At 42.0% G+C, this 25,628-nt stretch carries 26 protein-coding genes and 1 pseudogene; 6 read left to right on the top strand and 21 right to left on the bottom strand.

The features are described from left to right. Window positions 1-50 precede the first annotated feature (50 nt). The 14 genes and pseudogenes from clpB to IQ224_RS09415 form a co-directional block, all read right to left on the bottom strand. Entirely contained in the window at window positions 51-2,669 is a 2,619-nt protein-coding gene (gene clpB, locus IQ224_RS09475; RefSeq protein ID WP_002743294.1) for an ATP-dependent chaperone ClpB, read from the bottom strand. 392 nt (window positions 2,670-3,061) lie between these two features. Continuing rightward, the gene (locus tag IQ224_RS09470; RefSeq protein WP_002743287.1) at window positions 3,062-3,274 is read right to left on the bottom strand and encodes a hypothetical protein; all 213 of its coding nucleotides are present in this window, start codon (window positions 3,272-3,274) and stop codon (window positions 3,062-3,064) included. Beyond that, window positions 3,268-3,468, bottom strand: a complete 201-nt coding sequence (locus tag IQ224_RS09465; protein WP_002743272.1) for a hypothetical protein — start codon at window positions 3,466-3,468, stop codon at window positions 3,268-3,270. The genes IQ224_RS09470 and IQ224_RS09465 overlap by 7 nt, the downstream gene beginning before the upstream one ends. Window positions 3,469-3,629: 161 nt before the next feature. Continuing rightward, window positions 3,630-3,836: a type II toxin-antitoxin system HicB family antitoxin gene (locus IQ224_RS09460; RefSeq protein ID WP_002743279.1), complete on the bottom strand. Its 207-nt coding sequence runs from the start codon at window positions 3,834-3,836 to the stop codon at window positions 3,630-3,632. A 73-nt stretch (window positions 3,837-3,909) separates the two neighbouring features. Then, a complete protein-coding gene (locus tag IQ224_RS09455; RefSeq protein WP_194032870.1) occupies window positions 3,910-4,905 on the bottom strand; it encodes a DNA cytosine methyltransferase in 996 nt (331 codons plus the stop codon). A gap of 46 nt (window positions 4,906-4,951) precedes the next feature. Then, window positions 4,952-5,116 carry a hypothetical protein gene (locus IQ224_RS09450; protein WP_002743277.1) on the bottom strand — a complete coding sequence of 55 codons (165 nt, stop codon included), beginning with the start codon at window positions 5,114-5,116 and terminating at the stop codon, window positions 4,952-4,954. Window positions 5,117-5,130: 14 nt separating this feature from the next. After that, on the bottom strand, window positions 5,131-5,367 hold the full coding sequence (locus IQ224_RS09445) for a DUF4926 domain-containing protein (protein WP_002743276.1): 237 nt from the start codon (window positions 5,365-5,367) through the stop codon (window positions 5,131-5,133). A gap of 12 nt (window positions 5,368-5,379) precedes the next feature. Further along, a pseudogene (locus IQ224_RS24955) lies at window positions 5,380-5,572 on the bottom strand (DUF6883 domain-containing protein); the annotation flags it as partial. A gap of 4 nt (window positions 5,573-5,576) precedes the next feature. After that, entirely contained in the window at window positions 5,577-5,876 is a 300-nt protein-coding gene (locus IQ224_RS09440; protein ID WP_194032869.1) for a hypothetical protein, read from the bottom strand. Beyond that, a complete protein-coding gene (locus IQ224_RS09435; RefSeq protein WP_194032868.1) occupies window positions 5,869-6,120 on the bottom strand; it encodes a hypothetical protein in 252 nt (83 codons plus the stop codon). Before IQ224_RS09435 ends, IQ224_RS09440 begins: the two co-directional genes overlap by 8 nt. Window positions 6,121-6,156: 36 nt before the next feature. After that, the gene (locus IQ224_RS09430; RefSeq protein ID WP_002769518.1) at window positions 6,157-6,378 is read right to left on the bottom strand and encodes a DUF2283 domain-containing protein; all 222 of its coding nucleotides are present in this window, start codon (window positions 6,376-6,378) and stop codon (window positions 6,157-6,159) included. A gap of 413 nt (window positions 6,379-6,791) precedes the next feature. Continuing rightward, on the bottom strand, window positions 6,792-7,166 hold the full coding sequence (locus tag IQ224_RS09425) for a DUF5615 family PIN-like protein (protein WP_002733650.1): 375 nt from the start codon (window positions 7,164-7,166) through the stop codon (window positions 6,792-6,794). Then, window positions 7,163-7,396 carry a DUF433 domain-containing protein gene (locus tag IQ224_RS09420; RefSeq protein WP_002775448.1) on the bottom strand — a complete coding sequence of 78 codons (234 nt, stop codon included), beginning with the start codon at window positions 7,394-7,396 and terminating at the stop codon, window positions 7,163-7,165. The genes IQ224_RS09425 and IQ224_RS09420 overlap by 4 nt, the downstream gene beginning before the upstream one ends. Before the next feature lie 261 nt (window positions 7,397-7,657). Further along, on the bottom strand, window positions 7,658-9,019 hold the full coding sequence (locus IQ224_RS09415) for a serine/threonine-protein kinase (RefSeq protein ID WP_228036158.1): 1,362 nt from the start codon (window positions 9,017-9,019) through the stop codon (window positions 7,658-7,660). Between IQ224_RS09415 and tnpA the strand changes: the two genes are divergently transcribed. Next, window positions 8,993-9,436 (top strand): IS200/IS605 family transposase, encoded by a 444-nt coding sequence (tnpA, locus tag IQ224_RS09410; RefSeq protein ID WP_002740761.1) that lies wholly within the window; start codon window positions 8,993-8,995, stop codon window positions 9,434-9,436. The two genes, IQ224_RS09415 and tnpA, sit on opposite strands and share 27 nt — an antisense overlap. On the opposite strand, the gene IQ224_RS24950 is transcribed toward tnpA, so the two are convergent. The 3 genes from IQ224_RS24950 to IQ224_RS09400 form a co-directional block, all read right to left on the bottom strand. After that, on the bottom strand, window positions 9,322-9,660 hold the full coding sequence (locus IQ224_RS24950; protein WP_370583141.1) for a 4-Cys prefix domain-containing protein: 339 nt from the start codon (window positions 9,658-9,660) through the stop codon (window positions 9,322-9,324). The genes tnpA and IQ224_RS24950 overlap by 115 nt on opposite strands. A 159-nt stretch (window positions 9,661-9,819) precedes the next feature. After that, window positions 9,820-11,931, bottom strand: a complete 2,112-nt coding sequence (locus IQ224_RS09405; RefSeq protein WP_194032867.1) for a TIGR00300 family protein — start codon at window positions 11,929-11,931, stop codon at window positions 9,820-9,822. A gap of 173 nt (window positions 11,932-12,104) precedes the next feature. After that, window positions 12,105-13,868, bottom strand: coding sequence for an SWIM zinc finger domain-containing protein (locus IQ224_RS09400; protein ID WP_194032866.1), 1,764 nt, complete (start codon window positions 13,866-13,868; stop codon window positions 12,105-12,107). 310 nt (window positions 13,869-14,178) lie between these two features. On the opposite strand from IQ224_RS09400, the gene IQ224_RS09395 reads away from it, so the two are divergent. The 5 genes from IQ224_RS09395 (at window position 14,179) to IQ224_RS24945 (ending at window position 16,971) form a co-directional block, all read left to right on the top strand. Beyond that, complete coding sequence (locus IQ224_RS09395; RefSeq protein WP_002793604.1) at window positions 14,179-14,460, top strand: ParB N-terminal domain-containing protein; 282 nt, start codon at window positions 14,179-14,181, stop codon at window positions 14,458-14,460. Between the two features lie 13 nt (window positions 14,461-14,473). Then, window positions 14,474-15,166: a helix-turn-helix domain-containing protein gene (locus tag IQ224_RS09390; RefSeq protein ID WP_002743255.1), complete on the top strand. Its 693-nt coding sequence runs from the start codon at window positions 14,474-14,476 to the stop codon at window positions 15,164-15,166. A gap of 202 nt (window positions 15,167-15,368) precedes the next feature. Further along, window positions 15,369-16,208, top strand: coding sequence for a hypothetical protein (locus IQ224_RS09385; RefSeq protein ID WP_228036157.1), 840 nt, complete (start codon window positions 15,369-15,371; stop codon window positions 16,206-16,208). Window positions 16,209-16,493: 285 nt separating this feature from the next. Continuing rightward, window positions 16,494-16,730, top strand: a complete 237-nt coding sequence (locus IQ224_RS09380) for a hypothetical protein (RefSeq protein WP_002743252.1) — start codon at window positions 16,494-16,496, stop codon at window positions 16,728-16,730. After that, complete coding sequence (locus IQ224_RS24945; RefSeq protein ID WP_002743250.1) at window positions 16,720-16,971, top strand: putative toxin-antitoxin system toxin component, PIN family; 252 nt, start codon at window positions 16,720-16,722, stop codon at window positions 16,969-16,971. Before IQ224_RS09380 ends, IQ224_RS24945 begins: the two co-directional genes overlap by 11 nt. A gap of 52 nt (window positions 16,972-17,023) precedes the next feature. Here the strand turns inward: IQ224_RS24945 and IQ224_RS09370 are convergent, their stop codons facing one another. From IQ224_RS09370 to IQ224_RS09355, 4 genes are all read right to left on the bottom strand, one after another. Next, window positions 17,024-19,210, bottom strand: coding sequence for a DNA cytosine methyltransferase (locus IQ224_RS09370; protein WP_002743248.1), 2,187 nt, complete (start codon window positions 19,208-19,210; stop codon window positions 17,024-17,026). Window positions 19,211-19,389: 179 nt separating this feature from the next. Then, window positions 19,390-19,722, bottom strand: a complete 333-nt coding sequence (locus IQ224_RS09365; RefSeq protein WP_002743246.1) for a type II toxin-antitoxin system Phd/YefM family antitoxin — start codon at window positions 19,720-19,722, stop codon at window positions 19,390-19,392. Between the two features lie 68 nt (window positions 19,723-19,790). Continuing rightward, complete coding sequence (gene gltB, locus IQ224_RS09360; RefSeq protein WP_194032865.1) at window positions 19,791-24,395, bottom strand: glutamate synthase large subunit; 4,605 nt, start codon at window positions 24,393-24,395, stop codon at window positions 19,791-19,793. A 306-nt stretch (window positions 24,396-24,701) separates the two neighbouring features. Next, on the bottom strand, window positions 24,702-25,589 hold the full coding sequence (locus tag IQ224_RS09355; RefSeq protein ID WP_194032864.1) for a CoA-binding protein: 888 nt from the start codon (window positions 25,587-25,589) through the stop codon (window positions 24,702-24,704). Between the last annotated feature and the right edge of the window lie 39 nt (window positions 25,590-25,628).

Raw genomic sequence — 25,628 nt, 5'->3', positions numbered from 1 at the left:
ACCCCACACCCTGCCCCCACCAACAAACTTTTTCAGCAGACCCTACTTAATTAAGCAGTTACTACCGGGGAAGCTAACCGTTTAAAGGTCAATCTTTCATCGGCCACATCGACAAAAATCGTGTCTCCCCCTTTAAATTCGCCGCGCAGAATTGCCTTAGCGATCGGAGTTTCCACATATCTTTGTACTGCCCGTTTTAGGGGTCGCGCACCGTACACTGGATCGTAACCAATTTCTGCTAGATAATCGAGGGCAATATCGGCAAGTTTCAGGGCTAATTTTTGTTCCATCAAGCGGTCGCTGAGATTGGCTGTCTGTAGTTTGACAATTGATCGCAGTTGCGCTTTTTGTAAACTATGGAAAATGATCGTTTCATCGATACGATTGAGGAATTCGGGACGGAAACTATTCCGCATTGCTTCCATCACTCGTGCCTGCATTTCCTCGTAACGAGACTCATCACCAGCCACGTCTAAAATGTATTGAGAACCGATATTACTGGTCATAATAATGATGGTATTTTTGAAATCAACCAGATGACCTTGAGAGTCGGTTAAGCGCCCATCGTCAAGGATTTGTAACATAACGTTAAAAACGTCGGGATGGGCTTTTTCAATCTCATCAAAGAGGATGACAGAGTAGGGACGACGCCGGATTGCCTCGGTTAATTGTCCTCCTTCATCGTAGCCGACGTATCCCGGAGGCGCACCCATGAGACGGGAAACGCTGTGTTTTTCCATGTATTCCGACATATCGATGCGAACTAGAGCCTCTTCCGTGTCAAAGAGATTGCGTGCTAGAGCTTTCGCTAATTCTGTCTTACCAACACCCGTCGGACCGAGAAAAATAAAGCTGGCCGTGGGACGGTTGGGATCTGATAAACCAGCGCGGGAACGTTGAATCGCTTCGGCTACGGCTGTGACCGCTTCTTCTTGACCGATGACACTTTCGTGTAATTCGTCTTCCAGATTGAGGAGTTTTTCTTTTTCCGATTCGATTAATTTATTGAGAGGAATTCCCGTCCATTTCGAGATAATTTCGGCGATATCCGATTCGAGAACTTCTTCCCTTAATAAACTTTTACCAGTGGTTTGTTTGTCGGCCAATTGGGTTTCTAGGGCGGACATTTGCCGCTGCAGATCGGTTAATTTTCCGAACTTTAATTCGGCGGCACGATTATAGTCATAATCTCGTTCGGCCTGTTGAATTTCTAGATTAACTTGTTCGATCGCTTCTTTAACTCCACGAACTTTATCGATAATCTCTTTTTCTCCTTGCCATTGGGCATTTAATCCCGATTGTTCTTCCTTGAGGTTAGCCAGTTCTTTTTCTAACTTTTCTAACCGTTCTCGCGAAGCTGGATCGTACTCCCGTTGTAGGGAAAGTCTTTCCATTTCTAACTGGAGAATTTTGCGATCAATTTCATCGAGTTCTTCCGGTTTAGAAGTGATTTCCATTTTCAATTTGGCCGCAGCTTCATCAACTAAATCAATGGCCTTATCGGGCAAAAAGCGATCGCTAATATAACGATTAGAAAGCAGTGCCGCTGCCACTAAAGCATTATCGGCAATTTTTACCCCATGATGCACCTCATAACGTTCTTTAAGACCGCGAAGAATCGAAATAGTATCGACCACATTTGGTTCATCTACTAAAACCTCTTGGAAGCGTCTTTCTAACGCCGCATCTTTTTCGATATATTTGCGGTATTCATCGAGGGTAGTGGCTCCGATACAACGCAATTCACCCCGGGCTAACATTGGTTTTAATAAATTGCCCGCATCCATTGCCCCTTGAGTGGCTCCCGCACCGACAACGGTATGGATTTCGTCAATAAACATGATGATATTGCCTTGGGACTCGGTGACTTCCTTGAGGACAGCTTTTAATCTTTCCTCAAACTCTCCGCGATATTTTGCTCCCGCAATTAAGCCGCCTAAATCGAGAGAAATGAGAGTCCGATCTAAAAGAGATTCTGGCACATCGCGGTTAATAATCCGCTGGGCTAATCCTTCGACAATGGCGGTTTTTCCTACTCCCGGTTCCCCGATTAAAACTGGGTTATTTTTAGTCCGACGCGAGAGAATTTGAATCGTGCGACGGATTTCGTCATCCCGTCCAATTACTGGGTCTAATTTACCTTCCCGTGCCAATTGGGTTAGATCCCGTCCGTATTTTTCTAGGGCTTCGTATTTGCCTTCTGGATTCTGATCGGTCACTTTTTGACTACCTCTGACTTGTTGAATAATTTCTTTGAGTTTGTTTTCGGTAAGTCCGAATTCTTGAAAAATATTTTTCCCGAAGCGATCATCTTTAGCGTAACCTAAAATTAAATGCTCGATCGAGATAAAGTCATCTCCAAATTCTCGGCGATAATTTTCCGCTCGATCGAGTAAACTATCTAAACTACGACCCAAATAAATCGAGTCGCCGGGGTTAGATATTTTCGGTTGACGACGGATAAAGTCATCGGTTCGATCCCGCAAACGGGCTAGACTAATATTAGCTTTACTAAAGACACTGCCCGCTAATCCCTCCTGTTCAAGAAGGGCTTTCATTAGATGTTCGCTTTCGATTTGTTGCTGGCTGTTTTGTTTGGCAATGTCCGGCGTTTTGACGATTGCCTCCCAAGCTTTTTCTGTAAATTGTTGTGGATTGGTTGGCTGCATTTTCTATAAGAGATTACTTTTATACCCTAGAGATTATTCTAGATTGACCGGTTTGTCGGCTCCTAGGGGCTTACCGTACCTAGTCAAGGGGGATTTCCCCTCAATGGTGCGATTTAAGCGGCTAAAGTTTCAAGTTTATAAGCTGTCAGGGATTTAAACTGCGTCTTGGAAATTTTAGTACAAATGCTCAAACTCTCAACCAAGCTAAAATCTTAATTATTGAAGATGTCCACTGATTACTAGAGTTCTTGCATAATTAACGCCACTTCGGTTTAAGGGAATTTTGCCATAGCTTCCACGAAAGAATAGGAGTTTCAGGCTACGGTAGGATCAGGGTTTTAGCTTATCCCGAACTGAGGTTACTTAATTCTTTTAAAAATCTCTTGTTGTATTCAACCTTCCACATTTTTATTTTTAAGCAATTCTAAATATTGTAAGGCTTTTTCTTTGTCTAGGATTTGATCATTTTCAACTTCTTCGATGAGTTTTCCTAGTCCGTAATCCTCTAGGATTTCTTCGATTTTTTCAAATTCAGCAATGGGAATTTGAACGGCAATCGGCTTTTGATCTTTGTCTAATACATAGCTTTTGTTAATTTCTAGCATTTGGTTCTCTCAATAGTATCATTTTCGCTATTTTTTGTCATGTTTTGGGCGGTATTTAACCGAACTAATTTTCTACCACTTTTCCCTTGTCTCTCCCTCCAATCAGCGCAAATCGCTTTTATATCGTAGTTGAAAGACTTGGCGTGTTCTTCTCTAATCTTATGAATTTCTTCGAGTATTTCATCTTCCCACATGGCTCATTCTACCATTAACTCGTAAGGTGTACAGATTAGCGGTAATTTGTAGCCGAAATCCGCGCATATATTGAGAAGTTTTTTCTGAATTTGAGCATTAGTAATATGTTTACAGTTCCATGTTAACAGATAAAAGTCGCGGACAGGATGCAGGTGATCGGTTACGCTTCGATATACTGGCAATAGGTGGCTGGTTGGGGAATTGGCAGCCCTTCCTCTTGTAATCCATCCAGATGAAATTGAATTGCTTCTTTCATATTTTCTGTGATTTCCTCTAGGGTTTTACCTGTAGTAACACAACCGGGTAAATCAGGAACATAAGCGGAATAGTTATTTTCAGCTTTTTCGATAATAATCGCATAACGCATTAGTTATTGTCTCCTTCTTCTAGATATTTATTCAATTGAGCTTGTTTGAAAATACTCCGTAAAGTCTTAATCGCTAAATCAGTTGTCGATTGAACGAGAAGGAATTAGTTGATGCTTGCTCAACATCTAACAAAGACTCGATCACAGAATCAACCACAGCAGCTACGCAGGAAATCGCTACACTATTACCGGTTAATTTTCGCATAGTTTGATAACTGCCGACGATTTGATAATCATCGGGAAAACCTTGTAAACGGAGCATTTCTCTTTCGGTTAAACGTCTTTTCCCATCCACTAACAAATAATTATAGGATGCTCCTGCTCGCAAGGCACAGGAATAGGGATAAGCGCTGACATTTCCTCCTTTATTTTCGTGCCAGATAGTCGGTTCACTATAAGGTTTTTTTCCCTCTCTTTTCAGCAGGCGACTTTTTTGAATTTTTTCGGAAGCATAATAAAAATCCGAGACATTTTCCTCTAATATTTCCGTTAAACTTGTTCTAGATAAAGCTGGTTTTGGCCAGATAAAACCCCGCGCTTCTCGGAAACCAACGATAAAAATCCGTTCTCGTTTTTGCGGTAAACCAAAATTAAGCGCATTCAAAACCCGATAATCGGTATAGTAATCTAAATCTTGCAGAGTATCGAGAATAACTTCTAAGGTTTTTCCCTGTTGATGTCCCTGCAATTGCTTGACATTTTCCAGAATAAATGCTGCGGGTTGTTTGGCTTTTAAAATGCGAGCAATCTCAAAAAATAGCGTGCCTCTGGTATCGTCAAATCCCTTTAAATCACCACAAATACTAAAGGGTTGACAGGGAAATCCCGCCATTAAAATATCATGATTGGGAATATCTAGGGCAGCAATTTCGGTAATATCTCCCCGGGGTTGGTCGCCAAAATTAGCGTGATAAATTGCCTGAGCGTCTTTATCTATATCACAGGAAAAGACACAATCAGATTCTAAGTTCTTTTGGCGACAAACTTGTTCAATTGCCAATCGAAACCCTCCCAAACCAGAAAAGAGGTCAATAAAACGGATTTTTTTACTATCTTTCAGGAGATTCATCGGTAATTAAAATTGCAGCGATAGGGACATTCTCTTTGATTTTAACTTATTCAACTTTCACCAAAGAGCGGACGGTAAATATTTCATTGGCCTGTAGGGGTTTAATCGCCGAAATTGGCACAGTAACTACTGAAATTGACTCACCGAGAGCGTTAAAAACTTCTAAAATTGCTCCCATTTCGCCATTGCTAGGATGGGGGATTAAATCCACTAAGAATAACAGAATTATATAATTTGCAATTCATCCTGTTTAAGATTTTGAATCGATTCAATCTTGGAAACTTCTACAGCGATAACTGTATAGGCTTTTCCCTGATTATTTAACACTTCTAAAACATAGCCATCCTCTTGGCCTTCGGGTCGAGGACAATAATCCACGATAATCGCGTGAGTGCCACGAGACAAATTAGATTCTGGCAAATCTTCAGTTAATTGAACTTCGGAAAACATATCAAATTTCATAGTCTAACTCTTTTAATCTGGTAATAAAGTCACAAATCTTGTTTCTTTCGTAAGTGAGTCGATAATCCAATAGGTAGAGACTCGTAAGTTTATCCCGTTCACCCCTTGTAAAAGTCCTTTAATTTCATAAATATCACCGAACTTTGTTTGTTTATTTATTTAAGGTGGCCTCGTTGAGAAGAATACGTCTTAAATCTTGTTCCAAATTATTATTGATAAGCTGAATCGTGATCGGAATGTAAAGAAAGTATTCGTAAATAATCACCTTCTCTAGTAGCAATTGCTCTACATTTTTGCGTGATTCTAAAACTGTACAAGTTTTCTCCTTTTTGACCTTTTTTAGAATTAATCTTCTCCCATTTTAATCCTTGATCTTGATATAACTGCTCCCAAGTTAGTTGAGAAATTTTCCTGAAAGTTTTCAGAGCGGATAATGCTTCACTTTTGGATAAATTGAATAAATCTCGCTGAAAAATCGGGTTGTTCAGATCAAGTAAAACCTTACTCATGATTTTCGAGTTTGCTCTCTAGGGATTCTATATCTGATAACTGCGGTGGATGATTAGCATTCCATGCGAGAGCTTGATCTAATTTTTCTCGAAAAGGCGATCGATTTATCCAGTCTTCGTTTACGGGAGAGCGATCGAGTAAATTTTGATAAAACTCATTCCACAGTTGACCCCATTCTTTTAGATCGATAACAACTGCTGTTTTTTCTCCTGTTTCATCGACAATATACTGAATACCTTTCATGATTTAAATTGTTGTGAGATGGATATTAACTAATAACTATATTTTAATCGATTCACGAGAAGATATGGATTTTGCAAGTTCTTGTCTAGCATCTTCCGATAGAGAACAACCAAAATCTAGAATCTCGATTAAAACTAACTGATCGTCCTCGGAATAATGTAATATTGTTTTCCCTTCCTCCTCTGCGTAAGCAATTGGATTATTGTTTAACTCAATTAATAAAGCATCGACATCTGGGCTATAGTGTATCTTGTTCATATCGGGATATCCTACCAGGGTAAAGGGTGATGATTAAGAAAAAAGCACTGAATTCTCGATAAACTACTCGAATCACTAAATTATCATTGAACTTTTTTTGTGCGATTCGCTTGTTGTCTTCAGAGATTTCTATTTTGTCAGGAAATTGTACAGTTTCGAGGATAAATTCAGGAGTGATAAAAATTCCACGAGCGGATAGCAAATTCAATTTGATTCTAGAATGCTCACTAAATCGAACTTCTTTCATTTATCCAACCAATATTATATCGCCAACCTGTAACAGGAATCGAAACCCTATCAATTTTTTCGATAATAATCGCATAACGCACGATTTCTATTCCTCAATTATTTGATTTAATTTTTCCTTGAAAATCGTTTCTATTTCTTTATAGGACATCGTTTGAGGTGCGGGTTCATCGAATTGGAAGTTTACGAACACGCACAGAGTCATCGCTGATAGTAATTGCCGCACCTTCTGTCAGTTCCGTTTCCACAGTCAGTAAAACATCTAGAAGCCTTTGAGCAACTACATCAGGTCTGGCAGAAGATAACCGTAATGTAATCAAGCTAGGCAGTCCATAATTATTGAGGGCTACCAGCAGGGAAAAGTCTAAGTCTTGTGTTAAAATAACTTGACCTTCCACTCTGGCAAGTTCCAAAATCTCCGCGTCGGCAGCAGTGGCAGGTAAAAAGTCTGTAGTGCGTACTATGTCGTAGCCCTGTAACCTTAAAGCCGCAACTGTCAAAGGGGAGATATGAACATCAGCTAGTAAACGCAGACTACTCATGCCGAAGTGAAGCTAACGATATAATCGGATACGGCCCAAGCTGCATAATTAAGAGCCTGACGAATATCTTCCTCCTCTAACTCTGGATAAGCCTCTAAGACTTCCTGAATAGATAACTGACTAGCCAACAGTTTCAGAACAAATCCCACAGTGATACGCATTCCTCGAATCGTTGGCTGTCCAAGACATATTTGTGGATTAACAGTAATACGGTCTAGCTCTTTAATCACTGTGGAACTCCTGAGATAAACTCCTCTTATATTGTTACATACAGCAATGAATTGTTATCGCTTTAACTCTTGTGTCGGCAATGAATTGGCAATTAATCAGAAATTAATATAAGCAATTATTGTAGGTTGGGTTGAGCGAAACAATACTGGGTCGAAAATGGCTCAATTTGATTGTTTAAGCGAAACCCAACAACCCCAAAGGTTACTCTTTGTTGGGTTTCCTTGCGTCAACCCAACCTACGAGGCTGTTACCTTTATATGTTACATTTTACAAGTCTCGACGCGAGAGAAGAGAGTAAATCTTCTCCCATACAAAACCGCCAGCCAATCAAGCCGCCAAAACCAGCCATTAAACACTCCTTTCCCATAACACCATATTACCCCCGGGAGGTGTCCTAGGGGTGCTTTTAGGTCAAAAGTAACATCCCTGTAGTATATCCAGCTATTATTCACTCGCCAGCCTACTCTATCTCCGAAAGCGTTCCAAACTCTTCTATTACCTATATACTGCCGCGTCCCACCGAGTTCGCGGTAGATTTTCGCCTGCACGGAAAAACCAAAGCGACCGCCACTATATTTAACCCATAATTGGTCAATGGTTCGCAAATCTTCGCAGGGAAAATTATCGATATCTTCTAACCGTAGCCATTCTTCTTTTGTTCGGTTGGCGACCTGTAGCATCACTGTCTTGGTTTCATCGTCCGCTTCTTTCCATTGCTGCCGTTTTAATAAATCTTCTAAGTTCCGATAATCGATTCCCTTGGCGCTTTTAAGCTGAATAGATGGGGGAGTTTGGGGAACGGAAATAACGGGATTAACGGGTTTTTGAATAGTTGTCTGGGGTATAGAGACTGATGTTTTTATCTGCAAAGCTTGTAACACTTCCGAAGCGGATTGATAGCGTTTTTTCGTGCCAAACTCGATTAATTTATCCAGAATATTCCCTGAATCATTACTAACAGGATTATCCACTAACCACTGTCGCCATACCCATTGGTGTTCCCCCCCATCGAATAAATCAAAGGGAGATATTCCAGTTAATAAATAAAGGCAAGTTACACCCAAACTATACAAATCACTGGCATTAACTGCCTTACCATTTCCCTGTTCTGGGGCAATATATTCGGCAGAACCGATAATTGTTCCTGTCATGGAACGATTTAAAGGACTGACAAATTTTGCCGCGCCAAAGTCCACTAAAATCAATTTATTATCGCTTTTTCTGCGAATAATATTTTCGGGTTTAATGTCGCGATGAATTACTTGTTTACTATGAATAAATTCTAGAATCGGTAAAATCTCTGACAAAAGATGTTTAATTTTTGCTTCGTTAAATACTCCTTCCTGTTTTAATTCTTGTTCGAGATTTTGTCCTTCGATATATTCCTGCACGAGATATTGTCGCCCGTCATTAGCGGTAAAATAGGCGTAAAGTTCGGGGATTTGTGGGTATCTTCCCAAACTGTCTAAACGAATCGCTTCTTCTTTAAATAATTCTGCTGCTTTTTGTAAAGTTCCTGTTCCCTGCGCTGACGGGAAAAATTGTTTAATCTCTTCGGGTCTAATTCCCCGCCGCTCGCGGCGTACAATAGAAAAATGAGTGAATACATCCATAAGAGCCATAATGTAAGTGTTTTGCTATATCATTTAGTGTTCCCAGCCAAATATCGTAAAGCCGTTTTCGACGAACAGGTAGATAGCTTGTTGAAAGAAGTCTGTCTAGAGATGGAAAAACGATACGAGATAAAGTTTGTAGAAATTGGAGTGGATAAAGATCATGTGCATTTTCTGGTGCAATCAGTACCGACCTATAGTGTGACAAGGATAGTGACAATGATTAAAAGTATAACGGCGAGAGAAATTTTCAAAAAGTGTCCTCAAGTGAAAAAGCAGTTGTGGGGAGGAGAGTTTTGGAGTGATGGATATTACGCAAGTACGGTAGGAAAGCATGGGGATGAAGGTATGATAGCGAGATATGTAAAAGAACAAGATAAAGAATACCTGCAGCTACACCAAAATCTACAATTGAGTCTATTTTGATTCTGATACCCCGTCCGCTTGCGGCGGGGTAGTTCATTCACACAATAGGGTTTTGAGGGTTTATCTTCATCTATCGCTTGAAATGTCTTACCAAAACCCCCTTGACCGATTAATTTTAGCGCTCGATAACGTTCTCTGAGCAGTAATTGAGAACCGCACTTATGACAGAATTTATCCGTGGGGGTGTTTTTGTGCGAACAATCGGGATTGAGACAGAGACTCATAGCCGTTTGACAAGTGTGGGAAGATTAACCCCTATTATACAAAAAGAAAGCAAGCTAGGGCGACTCTAGTGGGTAAATTTTCTCTGATAATTGGTTAAAAATACCGATAAAAATAGGTGAGTTAGCAAAGCGTAACCCACCCGATATCTATTTGCGGTTTTAAACCGTTTCTACCAAGGGACGGGTTAACTTATCCAACTGTTGGGTTAACAGACTCAGGAATAAACCCACATCGGTGACAATACCGACGGATTCTACGGAACCTCGATCGCTTAATTTTGTCACCACGGCCGGGTTAATATCAACACAGACCATTTTCACCCCCGCCGGTGTCATATTGCCCACACCGATGGAATGGAGCATACTAGAGAGCATGAGAATCATGTCTGCACCTTGAATTAAGCGGGAATATTCTTCCTGTGCTTTAATTAAATCCATCTCCGTATCTGGAAGCGGACCATCATCGCGAATTGAACCGGCCAAACTGAAGGGGATATTATTCTTGACGCATTCATACATTACGCCTTTTGTCAATACCCCGGCCGATACAGCTTTGGCGATGCTGCCGTGGCGACGGATGAGGTTGATAATCTTGAGGTGGTGACGATGGCCACCGCGCACCGGGATGCCTTTCTGCATATCTACCCCTAAAGAAGTACCCATGATCGCCTGTTCCATGTCGTGAACTGCGATCGCATTTCCCCCCAGTAAAGCGTGAACGTAACCATCGCGGATTAAACGGGAGAGATGTTGCGCTCCTCCAGTGTGAATGACCACCGGACCTGCCGTTACTACCACTTTACCGCCCTGGTCGCGAATTTTACGCATTTCCCAAGCAATCTGCTCCACGGTTAACTCGACTCGGCGCTCGCTGGAAACCCCCGCACCCATAAAGGTAAATTCCTGGGTGCTGTTGCGTTGTTCCCTGGATTCCGCCTGTCGGATAGTACGGATGCCCTCAACTCCCACCATAACGCGATCGCCAGCTTTTAAATCCCGCAGCAGAGTACATTTTGCCGTTTTGCCTTCCGGACCTTCAGTGACGACGATGGCTGCATCCATGCGTTGATTTTCCACCCGCACCCATTCACAGTTAACCCGCACTTCCGTGGGATAGATGGTGCTGACATAAAAATCATCGGGAGCGACCCCATCTTGTGCCACCACTGCGGTATTGACATCACAGATTTCTTGGGGACGAGCGGCCGCACCGAGGTCGATCAATTGTACCATGATCTCCTCCATTACCTCGTGAGAGGGTGCAGAAACGCGCACTTCGGCCGAGGAGGTACTTTGGCGCTCAATCCCCAAAGTAAAGTTTAAAACCTTGAAACTGCCGCCATTTCCTACCACAACATCGAGAGCTTTATTCATAATTCCCGCGTCGAGCAGATGACCTTCTAACTGGAGAATGCGACTTTCAATGGTGACATTAGCGTGATGGTCTGGAATTAAGGGTTCCGTGGTACGCAGGGTTAAACATTTAGCGGCTCCCCCTGCTTTTAAGAACTCCGTTAGGGGAGTTTGTACCACTTCAAAGCTTTTTGACACTAACTTATATTGTAAATCGTCACTAATTTTATTCATGACGATTACTTGACCGATATTCACAGCATTACAAGCAAAGTTAACCGCATCAGCTTCTTCAACGATAATGCGTTTTTCTTCGGGAATTTTTAACTCAATTAACCGATTAGAATAGGCATCAAAAGCATCGGGATAGTAGAGCAGATAACCGCCACTAAGGGGACAAAAACAGGTATCAAGGTGATAGAAACGTTCATCGATTAAACGTAGGGATAAAACCTCAATATCGAGCCATTTAGCGATTAAAGGGTGGGAATCTAACTCAGTTCTGAAGCCATATCCTGCCCATAACCAACGTCCTTCCCGATCTAATAATGCGTCTCCTGCACCTTCAAAGGGTAAATCTTTGGGCAGTTCGTGAACCGTAAAACCGTTATCTTCAAACCACTGTTTAAAATAGGGTTCTTCTCCCTGTCTTTCTTTGTGTAAAAAGCGACTGAGAACGACTATTTTTTCCAGAACTAAACCTGCATTAGCGGTAAAAACCATGTCAGGCCAGCCTTTTTCTGGTGGGACTAAATCGACGAGCGCCCGATCCTTGAGAATATGATAAAGCTGCTGCCATTGTTGCCTAGCTTTTTCCTGGGAAGATTTGTGAATGTTGCCCTCCATCCAAGGATTAATCACATAATCCACATCGTAATGATCGGGAGAACACATCAAAAAGCGAATAGTTTCAGTCATATTTTTTGACAATGAATATTCAGTATAAGTAGTCTGGAGATAAGTTTAGACCAATCTTCCATTATACTCCACTTTGCCCCGAAATGTCACTAGGCCTAAGATTAGGACAATTCCGGCTCTACAAGCTAAAAACAGCCCGGTTTTAGCCGATAACTGACGGCTAGAAGCTTAAATTATTGTAAATCCTGATGTTTAAATAACCCCATAAATTTCGATTTGCGTCCGTGTTCCTTAATTAAACTTTCCCGATAAGTTTGCCATTCTTCCCGTCTTCCTGACATATAAAAGGCATTACGAGCTTTTTTCAGCCATTTAATCGCTTCTTCGTAGCGATCTGCCTTTTTTTCGTCCAGTATCTTTTCCGCAGGAGGACGAGCGTGATCGATCACCCAGTCAGGATCGACGGTAGCAGCCGCATCCATTATCCGCCAAATTAGGTGAGACTGCACATAGGAATTATCAGAAACGACTTTAATTGCATCTCTAACTAAATTTTCGTGGAGAAATATATCGATTTTAGCCTCTGTGGAACGTCCACCGCTAAACTCGCGCAAGTAATCTAACAAGTCTAGTTTTAAATCGGGCCAATCTTCCCCCGCTAAAGACTCAATGTTTTGGTAATGGGAAAAGGAAGGTTGGTCTTGAAATGCCTTAATTCTAGCAGCTAAAGCTGTATCTATATCCCCTAAAGATTGCGCTAGTTCACTTGTCCAGAGAGCTAATTGATAATAATAATTACCTGGGAAATTTAGACCACCCCTGGCAATTATGAGAGCGGATTCTGGTGCGGATTCATCGCGTAAAGCTTTGGCAAAAAAGAAGGCTTCATCGTTTTTAGTTATCATGTTTTTTGCCGCTGCCATCGCTTCCTCAATGCGATCAAGATAGACTAACTTAGTTAGGTATTCTACCACTTGTCCTGAAGCTAAAGCTAGATTCAAATACTCCTGATCTTTTTCCTGTTGCTCGAAAATTTCTAAGCGAATAGAAGTTAATGTTTGGGCATAATAAGGGATATTCCCTGACCACATTTCTGAAAAATTAGCCGATTCTCCCCGTAAAATCTTCTCTAAAACTGGATCGTCCCATCCCTGTTGTAAGGATGCTAAACTCATCTCAAAATCGGCACTCCATTCATGCTGCCATTGCTCGATTTTTTCCCTTAAATCTTGCTTTTCTTGGGGATTAAATTCTTTGTTTAAAATTGCTGCCGTTAGAACTCGATCGATTCCAGCAGTTAAATCATCATTAACAGCACCGTAATCTTCTAAATCATCCCATTCCTCGATACAGGCGCTAATAATTGCTTCTAAAATAGCGATCGCATTATCTGGTTCTCCCTTTTGATAATAATCTTTGGCCTCATCCACTAGGGCATAAATTTCATTAGAAATTGGATCTTCTTCGTAGTAATCTTCCTCGATCGCTCGTAGGGATTGCCGCAGTTCATTACGGACAGTATTACGATAAGCTTTGACATTAATAGTTATCTTCCCTACCGCTTTATTAAGTGGGGTAGCTGGCACTAAAAACTTATCAATTGTCTCGATAACTTCTGGGTGTTTAGCCACTAAATGATTAAGCAATTTTCTTAATTTACTTTCATCGATCGGTGTCAATAACTCCTCTAGAGAGGCTTTTTTAATAATTAATTCTGGTTGACGAGAACAGGTTAATAAAACCGCCACAATATGCTTACACCAACCCTCATAATCGTAGGGACAGGAACAGGAGACATTCTCAAGATTTTCTTGGTTAAAATCCATAGCAACTCGATAGGGTTTAACCTCACTACCACTCACTAAAGCTTGTAGATTTTGCCCCCGTTGCCAAAGAGAAATAACTGCACCGCTATCGTAATAATATTGACCGCGCTGATAGGAAGCATTGGTGCTATTTTGCTGGATAATTTTTTCATTGATAGGAGGAATAGTCATAGTCAGAAAAGGAGAGGATTGGGTGATAGAATCTTGGGTTCTTCGGTTTGTGTTATGCAAGGGACGGGGGTTATAAGGGATGTAACCCCTATATAGAAAGGCATTTAGCGATTTTTGTCAATTGTTTTTGCTCTAGAGCAAACTAATCAATTAAGTCTCTTGCCAGATAAGGATTTAGTCGATTTATGCCCCCCTATCGAATCATACCAAGTAACGAAGAACCGAATCTTGTCTGTGGCCAGAAAACTGCCAGTAGGGAGCCAGACCACTGCATCAGCAACCGAGTTAACTTATCTACAGTTTAGCCTAAATGTGGTATAGTGAAGACACTATGGAAATTAAAAATATTCCTCTGTCCCAAATTCGTCGTCCTTTACCGCGACAAACCGATCCCGAAAAAGTTAATCAGTTGATGCAATCGATCGCTGAGGAGGGATTACGAGAACCGATCGATGTTTTGGAGGTGGATGGTAACTACTACGGGTTTTCTGGTTGCCATCGCTTTGCAGCTCATCAGCGTCTCGGTAAAGAAACAATTCTCTGTCGAGTTCGTCGCGCTCCTAAATCCGTTTTAGCTAAACACATCGCTTAAGCTGAGAAGTCCCATGAATGAGTCCTTATATAAATATCATCGGCAAAAATTAGAGCAGTTGATGGCAGCAATTGGCTGTAAAAATCTGGAAGAATTGAGTCAGTTATCGGGTCTATCTTCTTGGCAATTGCAGAGAGTTTGCCATGGTTTAATCGCTAAATTATCCTCTGAATCTTTGGTGAAATTAGCTAATGGGCTGCAGCTGCCAGTTAGCGATCTCCTCGCTCATTTTCAAATCCCGACGATGGGGCCAGAGGATCATTCAGGGGAATTAAAAATTCTCGAACAAGAGTATCAAAATTTACAGCAAAAATTAGACCAGCAAAAAGAAGAATTAGCCGCAGAATTTCAACGTCAAAGCATCGAAGCGATCGAATCTTGGTTAGTTCAGTGGCCCACGGCCGAGGCCGTTGCCCGCAAAAATCCCGACCTAGCAGCCGTCAAAATCCTCTCTTTAGTCAAACCGATTATGCAGTTACTGGAGCGCTGGGGAGTGCAACCAATTGACAGTGTCGGTGATCATGTTGGTTATGATCCGCAAATCCATCAATTGATCGATGGTCAAGCGGAAATAGGTACACCCGTTCTAGTGCGTTATCGGGGCTATCGTCATGGGGAAAAACTACTTTATCGTGCTAAAGTGAGTTTAATTAAAGTAGAAATGCCAGAAATTCAACCAGTAGAAACAGAAAATGTCACCGCTTAAAGTGATAATTCTTGCAGAGCTTTAGTGCTGTGAAAAATTCCCCCGTGGTCTGCTTTTATCGAAAAAATCGGGTCTAAAACCTCGCCTTAAGGCGAAAAGTTTTTGGAGCGGGGCATAAACCCCCATTACAAAACTAATGGCGGCTTGCCAACCGCCCTCTGAACGGTTAAAACGAGATTATGGGTGATTCGGAGAAAAAAATATGTCAACGCCCTACGATAACTGTTTTGACCACATTACTGATCCTGTCCAACGAAATTCTGTTCGCCAGCAATGGTTACAGATGGTTTGCGGAGGTTTATCTGTTGCCGATGTTAGGATGCTACTAGATAAGTACCCAGATTTTCGGTTTGCGGTCGAGGAGTTTGTGGAACGACATGGATTACTATTAATACATCAAAATGGTTTAACTGAGGTCATTAATGCTTTGCCGGAGTTTAAAAAAATTGTCTATACAGAATTAGCGAATGTCTCAATGTCTCGGAACGAGCTAACCGAAATCGCACATACCTTTCCCGACTTAAATTTTATAGTCAAACCGAAACTAGAGAAACTCGACAAACAAGAACAAAGAGAAAAACAAGAAGCTGAGCGTCGCCGTCAAGAAGCTGAGCGTCGCCGTAGAGATATTAACGAAATGTATGATAAATTCTATCCAGAAATAGAACAATATATTTCACGGCAAGTTCACGAGATATTAGAAAGGGTATTCGGAAAGGAGGGATGGACGGCAATAGATAATTTAGAATATAAATTATACTACAGTTGGTTAAATTTCCCAAGAGATTATACCGATAGCCGCACAGGAAAAAAATTTTTTCTAGATGAAGAAGCAGGTAAATTTTTTTATGAAAAGCTAAAAGGAAAGTTCAAGGATAGACTGGGTGGACAGGGTTTTCTTCATGGTATTGATGTCGTGGCAAACATCTTCTCTCTTTCCCATGAAATCAAGGAGAGGATTAGGAAGGACATAGCTTACAATGAAAGCTTGATGAGAGGAGTATCCATCGGAGACTCTTATACTGAAAACATCGCACACTAGCCTCGCCTGTAGCGACTGTCTTGATTGTCAAGTTTGCCATGTTCTGGCAAGCCGTAGATTGGGTTGAGCAATAATAACTCTTGTCTGTCAAACGTTAGCGACGCTTAAGCGAAACCCAACCACACCAATATCGTCAAGAATGTTGGGTTTCGCTCAAACCATTGAATTGAGCAGTTTTCTCCTTTCTCCTTTTCTCCTTTCTCCTCTCCTAAGTATTAAATCGCTCAACCCAACCTACAAGCTGAAGAATAATAATTCAATTTGTATTTGTGCTACTTTAAAAATATGAAAGCAACGATCCGAAACGTTAAAATTAGCGAAATCCCCACAGCGATCGAGCAGTTAGGCTTGTCCGCTCATGCGTGTGTCGATTTCACCATCGAGAATCATGAGATGACGGGGAACGAACAGGACGAAACCACCCAAACCTTGATGGAAGTGGTGAATGAAATTCGTGCTTATGCCAAGAGTCAGGGATTGACTGATGAGAAGTTGGAAGAGCTTTTAGTAGATGAATCGTGAACCCATAGTTATCGATACGAACGTCTTTATAAGCTTCGCCTTAAGCAGTACGACAACACCAGCTTTGGCTGTAGAATACGCGATTAATAACTTTATTATTCTGCAAAGTCCCGCAACCATAGGCGAGTTGGTCACAAAACTTCTTCTCTCAAAGTTCGAGAGGCACATTACACTGGAGCAGCGCCGACAACTGCTAGTAAGAATTTTGGAAACTTCGCTGCTGATTAGACCTACTCATTAAGAAAGGCTATCACCAGCGATGGTATATTTTGGCCATAGTATAGCTCGCTAGTTTAGATTTGTTCAATTGGAGAAATAAGATTAGATAAAATTTCGTTCCATTTTAATTTATGAATAGTTTGTAATTCCGAATCTATTTCAATCAGATGGGAATAGCTATTGACAAATTCTTCTGGAGATGATATCAGTCTCAGATAATATTTAATTGTCGGTATAATACCATTGGTAATTATTTGACAACCATGGTTGTTTTTGATAGTTTGAATCTCAGACATGATTAACTCCACTTCTGTGGGTTTAACATCAAACGATGATAGGATATAATATCTTCTCGGATTAAATTTAATAATTTTATCTTTGGCAATTCGGAGAATTTGTAAATCAATGTACTTACCATGCTTAATTTCAATAACTTCTACTAATTGTTTATTTTTATCAAAAATCTCAATATCTCCTGCACTACCAGAAGTTAGATCAGAAGCTGTGTGACTGCCTAGAGGTTTTAATGTGCAGGATTTGTATCTTTCTACTTCTATAATTAACCTTTGATAAATTGCATATAGTGCTAAAACAGGTAACTTGGAAGCTCCGCGAGTTTGATAATTGAAACTAAAATGATTTTCTAGGCAACTGCTCAAAGTGTTGATATCAAAAGGTTCAGGATTATCTATCTTCAAAATTTTAATCTTTTGAGTCTGGATAATCTGATTAACTTGATGAAGTAAAAGCGTTAAAATAACTTCAGCTTGTTGAGGATTAGTTTCAATAAAATCAATTAAACTCAGAAAAGCATCTTTGGTTTTTTGATTACTAATTTTACCTTGATAATCTAAAGTATAGGGAAAGGGTTGTTCTAAAGAACGAGTTAGCCAGCCACTTTCTGCCATAGCTGGTAATCCCAATTGTTTCAAGGTGGGAGTAATATACTGAGTATCAATAGTTCTTCCTGAAAATCCTCCAGGTAAATTAGTTTGATGGTATCTAATATCTTGATTAGGATAGAGAATTTTATGAACTAATAAAGTTATTAAAACCGTATAAACTCCCTTTTGTTTTGAGCAATTAGTAGCAATTTGTTGGATATAGTTTTGATAGGGTTGAGGGGGCAGTGGTTGTCGCTCATCTAAATTTAAGGATTGGTCATAAATGTCTAATAACTTTTCTTTATGGTTCATAAAATCTAATCCGATAATTTCCAATTGAATATTCTGACGAGAAAAAGAAAACTCCTTTAAGGATACTCTAGAATTGGTTTCAAAAATATGTTTCTTAATGGCAATAGCCAACTCTTGAATCATGGGAATACAAACCGAATTACCCACCTGTTTATAAGACTCAGCTAAGTTAGGATGAATTTGAAAACTATCGGGAAACTTCATCAGTCGATAGCATTCTTGGATAGTTAATTTACGCACCTGATCTTGTTCGGGTATATAAATAAAAAAACGTCCGGATGTTTCCTGAGATGGTATAGTAGGGTGTACTCCATCGATCGAATAAATTCGGTTAGGTTGATGATGAACCCGGGATAAATGTTCTGTATTTGGTCTGATACCTTTTTTCCAGATAGTTTTATTGCGATAACCGACAAAAATTAATCCTGATGGTTGTAAGGTAGGATTATCAATGAGAGTATATTCTTTTTTATCTAAGTATTCAAAATTGCCTTGAGGAGACAGAAAATCGCGTAACTTAGGTATTGGTGAAGTATATTTTAATGAGTTGAAATTAAATTTTTTATTTTGGGTAGCAATAATAATAATTCTTTCTCGATTTTGCGGCACACCAAAATCCTTGGCATTTAAGAGCTTATAATCAACTAAATAACCCAGTTCTTCCAAAGAACGCAAAATAATATCTAAGTTTTTGCCTTTGTCGAGGTGAATTAGGTGTTTAACATTTTCCAGAAGAATTATTTTCGGCTTTTTTAATTCGACTATTTCGCAGATGTGAAAAAATAGAGTTCCCCTTGTATCTCTAAATCCGGCTCGTTTTCCAGAAATGCTAAAGGGTTGACAGGGAAATCCTGCTGTCAACACTTCAAAATCAGGCAGGTCATGGATAGCAATTTTTCTAATATCTTGATCGGGAATTTCTTGAAAATTATTGAAATATACTTTTCGACAGTTTTCGTCTATTTCACAAGAATATACACAGTCATAACCAACGCTCTCAAAAGCTAATCTAAACCCTCCAATACCAGCAAAAAGATCGATAAATCTGAGTTTTTCGTTTGTCATTGCCAAATTATGACATCAAAGATAGCCAAAGTGAATATATCCTAAATTTTAGCAAATGTTCCGACTTATGCAGCGATAAAAACTGTAGTCTAAATAATTAAGGTTAATATGTCCCCATATAATCAATTTGGAGATACTAGATTAGGCATAATTGAGTAAAAACTCGCACAATTTCGGTTTCAGACTTCTGCGGCTTTTTCTTGCTCAATCTCGGTCTCCAATTCTTGACGTAATTCTTCTAGAGAAGTGGTGGCAGCTGTCTGAGATAATCTTTCTTGTGACCAATTTAAGAACTGAAAAAGTCGTTGAGCGTTAGCTGGAGAGCGAAAAAGATAAACTTCTTCTAATAAAGCGGATAATTCGTCAGCAGCAATCAAGGCCACATCATGATGACCCTGACGTTGGACAATAACGATCGAGTTTCCCAGTTCTACTTGTTCTAAAACCTGAAGAAAATGTTCCTGTTCTTGGGTATAGCTAGTATAGGTGGTGGGGATGGGCAGCATGGCCATTAATCAACTCCGCAGTCAAAAAATTAATCATTGGGTGCGTTAACCAAGAGTAACGCACCCCAAAGAAATTACACCGAAGTTAAGGTTTTCTCCGCGCTAATTTGCGCTTCGGGACTATCCGCTTCCGAGGGAGGGACCACTTGCCAGAATTGACCGAGATAGCTATCCCAATTAGCTAAAATTAACTTACCTTTGGGGCTATTAGTGCGTTCTACATGGGTCTCAATTAAAGATTTTAACTGTTCCGCACCGGCAGCCGTGGCAACCCGTTGAATCTTGACAATTTCGGGGTTAAGTTTCTCCGGTAGGGACGGATCAAGAATATAAGCTAATCCTCCCGTCATCCCGGCGCCGACGTTGCGACCGACGGAACCAAGCACGACAATTACCCCCCCGGTCATATATTCACAGAGGTGATCCCCGGCCCCTTCGATAACTGCTTTCGCGGTGGAATTGCGGACAGCAAAGCGTTCACCGGCCCGACCATTCGCGTATAATACCCCACCGGTGGCCCCGTAGAGACAGGTATTACCGATAATAGCGTTATCTTCGGGCTGATAATTGGCGTTTTGGGGAGGTACGATGACAATTTCGCCGCCGTAGATGCCTTTACCCACATAATCGTTAGCTTCTCCCTCTAAATGGAGATTGACACCGGGTAAATTAAATGCTCCGAAACTTTGACCAGCTGCACCCTGGAAATTGAGCTTAATTTCGCCTTCAAAGCCATCATTACCGTATTTTTGGGCAATTACCCCCGCAATTCTCGCCCCGACGGAGCGATCGGTATTGACAATCCTGTAGGTTTTGCTGACGGTTCCCTGTTGCTCGATCGCCTGTTTAATCTCGCTATCGGCTAGAATTTCCTCATCGAGGACAGCACCGTTACTATGTACTTCCTCGTGCTGCAACCAAGAGCGATCGCTACGGCCATCGGGTAAATTCAACAAACAATCAAGATTGAGGGATTCTGTCTTAGTTAAACGAGCATCGGAGCGCACTTTTAACAGATCTGCTCGGCCAATCACCTCATTTAAACTGTGATAGCCTAATTTCGCCAATAATTGCCGCGTTTCCTCGGCCACTAAAGTGAAGAAATTGACCACATGAGCGGGAATTCCTGGAAAACGAGCGCGCAGACGTTCCTGCTGGGTAGCGACTCCCACAGGACAATTATTCGTGTGACAGACGCGGGCCATGATACACCCCTCGGCAATCATGGAAATGGAACCAAAACCGAATTCCTCCGCACCCATGAGAGCAGCCATGAGGATATCCCAACCGGTTTTTAGTCCCCCATCTGCACGCAAAATCACCCGATGACGCAGTTGATTTTCCATTAACATCCGATGCACTTCCGTCACTCCCAATTCCCAGGGACTACCCGCGTGTTTAATCGAACTTAGGGGTGATGCACCTGTACCACCATCGTGGCCGGAAATCTGGATAATATCAGCGTTAGCTTTGGCAACTCCGGCCGCAATTGTGCCGATACCGATCTCAGCCACTAATTTGACGGAAACTTTGGCCCGGGGGTTAATTTGGTGTAAATCGTAGATTAATTGTGCTAAATCTTCGATCGAGTAGATATCGTGGTGAGGAGGGGGAGAAATCAAAGTTACTCCCGGTTTCGATCTCCGTAACATGGCAATATAGGAACTGACTTTTTTCCCCGGTAATTGACCTCCTTCTCCCGGTTTTGCTCCCTGGGCCATTTTAATCTCTAGCTGTTTTCCACTCATTAAGTATTCGGGAGTGACTCCAAAACGGCCCGAAGCTATCTGTTTAATGGCAGAATTGGCTGTATCACCGTTTTTTAAGCCGTTTAGATGGGGCATAGTCACGGAATGTCCTTCTTCATCCACATCGCTTAAGCTGGTGTAACGGATCGGATCTTCTCCCCCTTCTCCGGAATTGGACTTACCTCCGATACGATTCATGGCGATCGCTAGGGTTTCGTGTGCTTCCCGGCCCAAGGCACCGAGGGACATTCCCCCTGTGCAGAAGCGTTGCAGGATACTTTCGATCGATTCTACTGCTTCGAGGGGAATTGAGGCTCGATCGCTGTTAAATTCTAATAAATCGCGCAATGCAGTAACGGGTCTTTGCTGCAAGATTTGACGATAGGTTTCGTAATGGTCATATCCTTGACCCTGGGAGTGAGCAGCCACGGCTTTATGGAGTGCTTTCGCCATTTCTGGGGAATTCATGTGATATTCTCCCCCCGGACGGTAGTTGACAAAACCGTAGTTTTCTAGTTTTTTGGCGGTAAGATTGGGGAAAGCTTTACTGTGGAATGCGATCGCTTCTTGGGCCACTTCCGCAATGCTTAAACCCCCGACGCGACTGGTAGTACCGTTAAAAGCTAGTTTAACTAAATCTGCCGATAATCCGATCGCCTCGAAAATTTGCGCTCCATGGTAGGAAGATAGGAGAGAAATACCCATTTTCGAGAGGATTTTCAGTAATCCTGCTTCTACGGATTTGCGGTAATTAATTAGGGCTTTTTCGAGGCTAATAGCTTCTAATTTGCCGTTTTCCATCAATTTCTGCGTTTTTGGCTCGATCCACCACTGGGCGATCGTTTCCAAGGCAAGATAGGGACAAATTGCGGAAGCACCATAACCAATCAGACAAGCGAAGTGATGGGTACTCCAACATTGGGCCGTATCGATCACAATCGAAGCTTTTAAACGCAAGTGTGAGCGAATCAGGTGATGATGGACGGCACCAACAGCTAATAAAGGGGGAATATAGCTAGTTTTTTCGTCAATAGGAGCAGTTCTGTCACTGAGAATTAAAATTTCTGCTCCCGATGCTACTTTCTTGGCGGCCTCAGCGCACAAATTAGCGATCGCATCTTCTAATCCCTGCGGTCCGGTGGTCAGATCATAAAGGGTAGAAAGTTCGGCTGTTTTGTAGCTAGAGGTTTTAACTTTGGCTAATTCCGCATTATTGAGCAGGGGAGAGTCTAATTTCAGTAAATGTGCGTCATCAACCCCTAATTTAAGGATATTACCCCGTCGTCCCAGATACATAGTCAAGGACATGACTAAACTTTCGCGTAAAGGATCGATGGGAGGGTTAGTAACTTGGGCAAAACGTTGTTTAAAGTAATCGTAGAGAAGATGGGGTTTACTGGAGAGGACCGCTAGGGGAGTGTCATCACCCATACAGAAAGTCGGTTCTTTTCCCTGTTCTGCCATGGGAACGATAATCATATCCACATCTTCGGCAGTGTAACCGAAAGCGGTTTGCAGGGGAAGGAGATTGCTGGGAGCGGGAATATCTATCGCTGTTTCTTTGTCAATAAAGGTGCGTTGGGATTGCACCCATTCACCGTAGGGATTAGCGCGGGCAATTTCCTGTTTAATCGGCCAATTACGCTTAATTTCGCCTTTTTCTAGGTCAACTGCGATCATTTGACCGGGGCCGAGACGACCTTTTTCCATAATGGTGGTTTCATCGAGGGGAATAGTTCCCGCTTCCGAGGAAACGACGATATAACCGTTGTTAGTAATGCTATAACGGGCCGGTCGCAAACCATTGCGGTCCAAACAAGCGCCGACGATTCCCCCGTCACTAAATACCAGTAAAGCTGGACCGTCCCAGGGTTCCTGTAAACCGCTATAGTATTCGTAGAAGTCGATAATTTCGGGATAATCCTGTAAATCCGGCTGATTATTGTAGGCCTCCGGTACTAGGATCATAGCCGCTTCTAGGGGACTGCGACCAGTTCTCACCAATAATTCTAGGGCGCTATCGAGGTTATAGGAGTCGCTGTTAGCGGGGTTAACAATGGGGGTCAGGGATTGTAATTCTTCGTGGGTCCAACCTTGGGTTTCTAAAGCGGGTTCCCGGGCCGACATCCAGTTAATATTGCCCAAAAGGGTGTTAATTTCGCCGTTATGACCTAATAAGCGCATCGGTTGAGCGAGGGGCCATTTCGGTTGGGTATTGGTGCTAAAACGTCGGTGATAAATAGCGAATTGACTGCTATAGGCGGGATTTTGCAGGTCTAGATAGAATTCTCGCAGGATTTCGCCCCGTACCATGCCTTTATAGACAATGGTGCGACAGGAAAAGGAACAGAAATAGAAATCATCGGCCAGTTGCTTACCCACTTCAGAACGGGCAATATAGAGTAGGCGATCGAATTGAGAACCGGCTAAATCGGGGGAAGTAACCAGAATTTGCTCGACGTAGGGTTGATTTTCCCTTGCTTGTCTTCCGAGGACTTCGGGACGGACGGGAACAGCGCGCCAACCTAAAATCTTAATATTATATTTATTGACAATTTCCTCAATATGTGCTTTAGCGTCGGCTCGTTCTTTGTCCGCTTGGGGAAGAAAGACCATACCCACCCCTAGTCGCTCAGATTCTGGCATATTTAAGCCATTTTCGGCGAACCAAGGAGCGAGGACATCTCTGGGGATAGCGGTCATCATACCGGAACCGTCCCCGGAATCCTGATCGGCGCTGCAGCCTCCCCGGTGTTCCAAACAACCTAAGGCTAAAAGTGCCTGTTCGATCAGTTGATGGCTGCCAGAACCGCGCACATCGGCAATAAAACCGACTCCGCAAGCGTCCCGTTCCTCTACGAGCCATGGGGGACCCCAATAGGGATCGATTTGGTGTATATTGTCGGTTTTTAGGTTATTTTGTTGCGCCATAGAAGTTATCCTTAGGGTCGTTGTCTAGAAGGGTGAGATAGCTGGTCTGCTGAAAGGGTCAATCTAGAATAGAATTTTTTTTGATCTTGCCGTTTCGATTGTCGCTGATTTTTCCTAATTTTTGCCTGTTGCCATCTTTATCTTGGCCGGTCTGAGGAATCACAGGTGATCTACCATGATATAGTAGCTCTCAGGAATTGTCATCGAAAATCCCGTAGACAGGATGGGGGCGAAACATCCTGTTAGGTGCTTATTTTGGCAAAATATTGTCGTATTATAAGTATTATTGGAGCAATGGGGTCAAATTCAGCACAAGACTTTAGCTAAAGAGGCAGGTAAATCGGCTAATTTTTCCACCACTGTCACCCCAGCTTCTTGAAAATGACGTAGGCTATCTTTTCTGGTATTCTTAGCGGCAACAGAGTAGGAAAGTTGGTTAGAAATAATTGTTTCTGTATCGCCGAAATTGGTTTCAATCGCTGCATTTAACCCCACAAGATAGGCAATCACTGGTTTTTCGATCGCCGAGGCAATATATTTGGCTGCCTCGATTTCGGCCTTTCCTCCCACCTGACTGACGAGGAGAATTGCCTCGGTATTGTCATCTTCCTCGAAAACCTGCAACCATTGGGACAAATTGGAGCCAATAATGCCGTCAGTCCCCAAATTTACCGCCATAGATTCACCATACCCGGCTGCTGTTAAAGTTTTCGCCACTTCATCCCCTATGCGATCGCCACGGGTGATCAGACCAATTGTCCCCAATTGATAAAAACTGGGTTCACAAATACCCAACCAAAGATAATTGGGAATAATTACACCCTGGCTGCCGGGTCCGAGAATTAATGTCCCGGTGGTACTAGCTATCTTTAATAATTCCACCAGATCCAAGGGGGGAACTCCGGGGGTGACGATAATTAATTGGGGAATTGCTGCTGCGATCGCTTCTAAGGCCGCATCTAGGACTTGATTGGGGGGAACTAAAATTAAACTGGTCTTGATTTCTCCCGTTTCAGCAACGGCCTCGGCCACTAGATCAAACACTGGTATCTCTGCGATTATCTCACCACCTTGGCCACTAGCCACCCCCGCTACTAAACAGGTTCCCTGGGTTTTCAATCTTGCCGCATAATACTTGCCTAGGGGTCGATCGATCCCTTGCATAATTATCTGATCTTTATCTGTCCATTTCATATATTAAGTGTTGGGGTTAGGTGTTGGGGTGTTAGGGTG

Source organism: Microcystis sp. LEGE 00066, from assembly GCF_015207925.1.
GTDB lineage: Bacteria > Cyanobacteriota > Cyanobacteriia > Cyanobacteriales > Microcystaceae > Microcystis > Microcystis ichthyoblabe_A.
Note: the sequence above shows the minus strand (reverse complement) of the source record. Positions and strands in the feature narration are given on the sequence as shown.

Excerpts from the sequence above, each read along its gene's own strand:
- clpB (WP_002743294.1), bottom strand. The coding sequence starts at position 2,669 with ATGCAGCCAACCAATCCACAACAATTTACAGAAAAAGCTTGGGAGGCA.
- IQ224_RS09470 (WP_002743287.1), bottom strand. The coding sequence starts at position 3,274 with ATGCTAGAAATTAACAAAAGCTATGTATTAGACAAAGATCAAAAGCCG.
- IQ224_RS09465 (WP_002743272.1), bottom strand. The coding sequence starts at position 3,468 with ATGTGGGAAGATGAAATACTCGAAGAAATTCATAAGATTAGAGAAGAA.
- IQ224_RS09460 (WP_002743279.1), bottom strand. The coding sequence starts at position 3,836 with ATGCGTTATGCGATTATTATCGAAAAAGCTGAAAATAACTATTCCGCT.
- IQ224_RS09455 (WP_194032870.1), bottom strand. The coding sequence starts at position 4,905 with ATGAATCTCCTGAAAGATAGTAAAAAAATCCGTTTTATTGACCTCTTT.
- IQ224_RS09445 (WP_002743276.1), bottom strand. The coding sequence starts at position 5,367 with ATGAAATTTGATATGTTTTCCGAAGTTCAATTAACTGAAGATTTGCCA.
- IQ224_RS09440 (WP_194032869.1), bottom strand. The coding sequence starts at position 5,876 with ATGAGTAAGGTTTTACTTGATCTGAACAACCCGATTTTTCAGCGAGAT.
- IQ224_RS09435 (WP_194032868.1), bottom strand. The coding sequence starts at position 6,120 with ATGAAAGGTATTCAGTATATTGTCGATGAAACAGGAGAAAAAACAGCA.
- IQ224_RS09430 (WP_002769518.1), bottom strand. The coding sequence starts at position 6,378 with ATGAACAAGATACACTATAGCCCAGATGTCGATGCTTTATTAATTGAG.
- IQ224_RS09425 (WP_002733650.1), bottom strand. The coding sequence starts at position 7,166 with ATGAGTAGTCTGCGTTTACTAGCTGATGTTCATATCTCCCCTTTGACA.
- tnpA (WP_002740761.1), top strand. The coding sequence starts at position 8,993 with ATGAGTGAATACATCCATAAGAGCCATAATGTAAGTGTTTTGCTATAT.
- IQ224_RS09415 (WP_228036158.1), bottom strand. The coding sequence starts at position 9,019 with ATGGCTCTTATGGATGTATTCACTCATTTTTCTATTGTACGCCGCGAG.
- IQ224_RS24950 (WP_370583141.1), bottom strand. The coding sequence starts at position 9,660 with ATGAGTCTCTGTCTCAATCCCGATTGTTCGCACAAAAACACCCCCACG.
- IQ224_RS09405 (WP_194032867.1), bottom strand. The coding sequence starts at position 11,931 with ATGACTGAAACTATTCGCTTTTTGATGTGTTCTCCCGATCATTACGAT.
- IQ224_RS09400 (WP_194032866.1), bottom strand. The coding sequence starts at position 13,868 with ATGACTATTCCTCCTATCAATGAAAAAATTATCCAGCAAAATAGCACC.
- IQ224_RS09395 (WP_002793604.1), top strand. The coding sequence starts at position 14,179 with ATGTGGTATAGTGAAGACACTATGGAAATTAAAAATATTCCTCTGTCC.
- IQ224_RS09390 (WP_002743255.1), top strand. The coding sequence starts at position 14,474 with ATGAATGAGTCCTTATATAAATATCATCGGCAAAAATTAGAGCAGTTG.
- IQ224_RS09385 (WP_228036157.1), top strand. The coding sequence starts at position 15,369 with ATGTCAACGCCCTACGATAACTGTTTTGACCACATTACTGATCCTGTC.
- IQ224_RS09380 (WP_002743252.1), top strand. The coding sequence starts at position 16,494 with ATGAAAGCAACGATCCGAAACGTTAAAATTAGCGAAATCCCCACAGCG.
- IQ224_RS24945 (WP_002743250.1), top strand. The coding sequence starts at position 16,720 with ATGAATCGTGAACCCATAGTTATCGATACGAACGTCTTTATAAGCTTC.
- IQ224_RS09370 (WP_002743248.1), bottom strand. The coding sequence starts at position 19,210 with ATGACAAACGAAAAACTCAGATTTATCGATCTTTTTGCTGGTATTGGA.
- IQ224_RS09365 (WP_002743246.1), bottom strand. The coding sequence starts at position 19,722 with ATGGCCATGCTGCCCATCCCCACCACCTATACTAGCTATACCCAAGAA.
- gltB (WP_194032865.1), bottom strand. The coding sequence starts at position 24,395 with ATGGCGCAACAAAATAACCTAAAAACCGACAATATACACCAAATCGAT.
- IQ224_RS09355 (WP_194032864.1), bottom strand. The coding sequence starts at position 25,589 with ATGAAATGGACAGATAAAGATCAGATAATTATGCAAGGGATCGATCGA.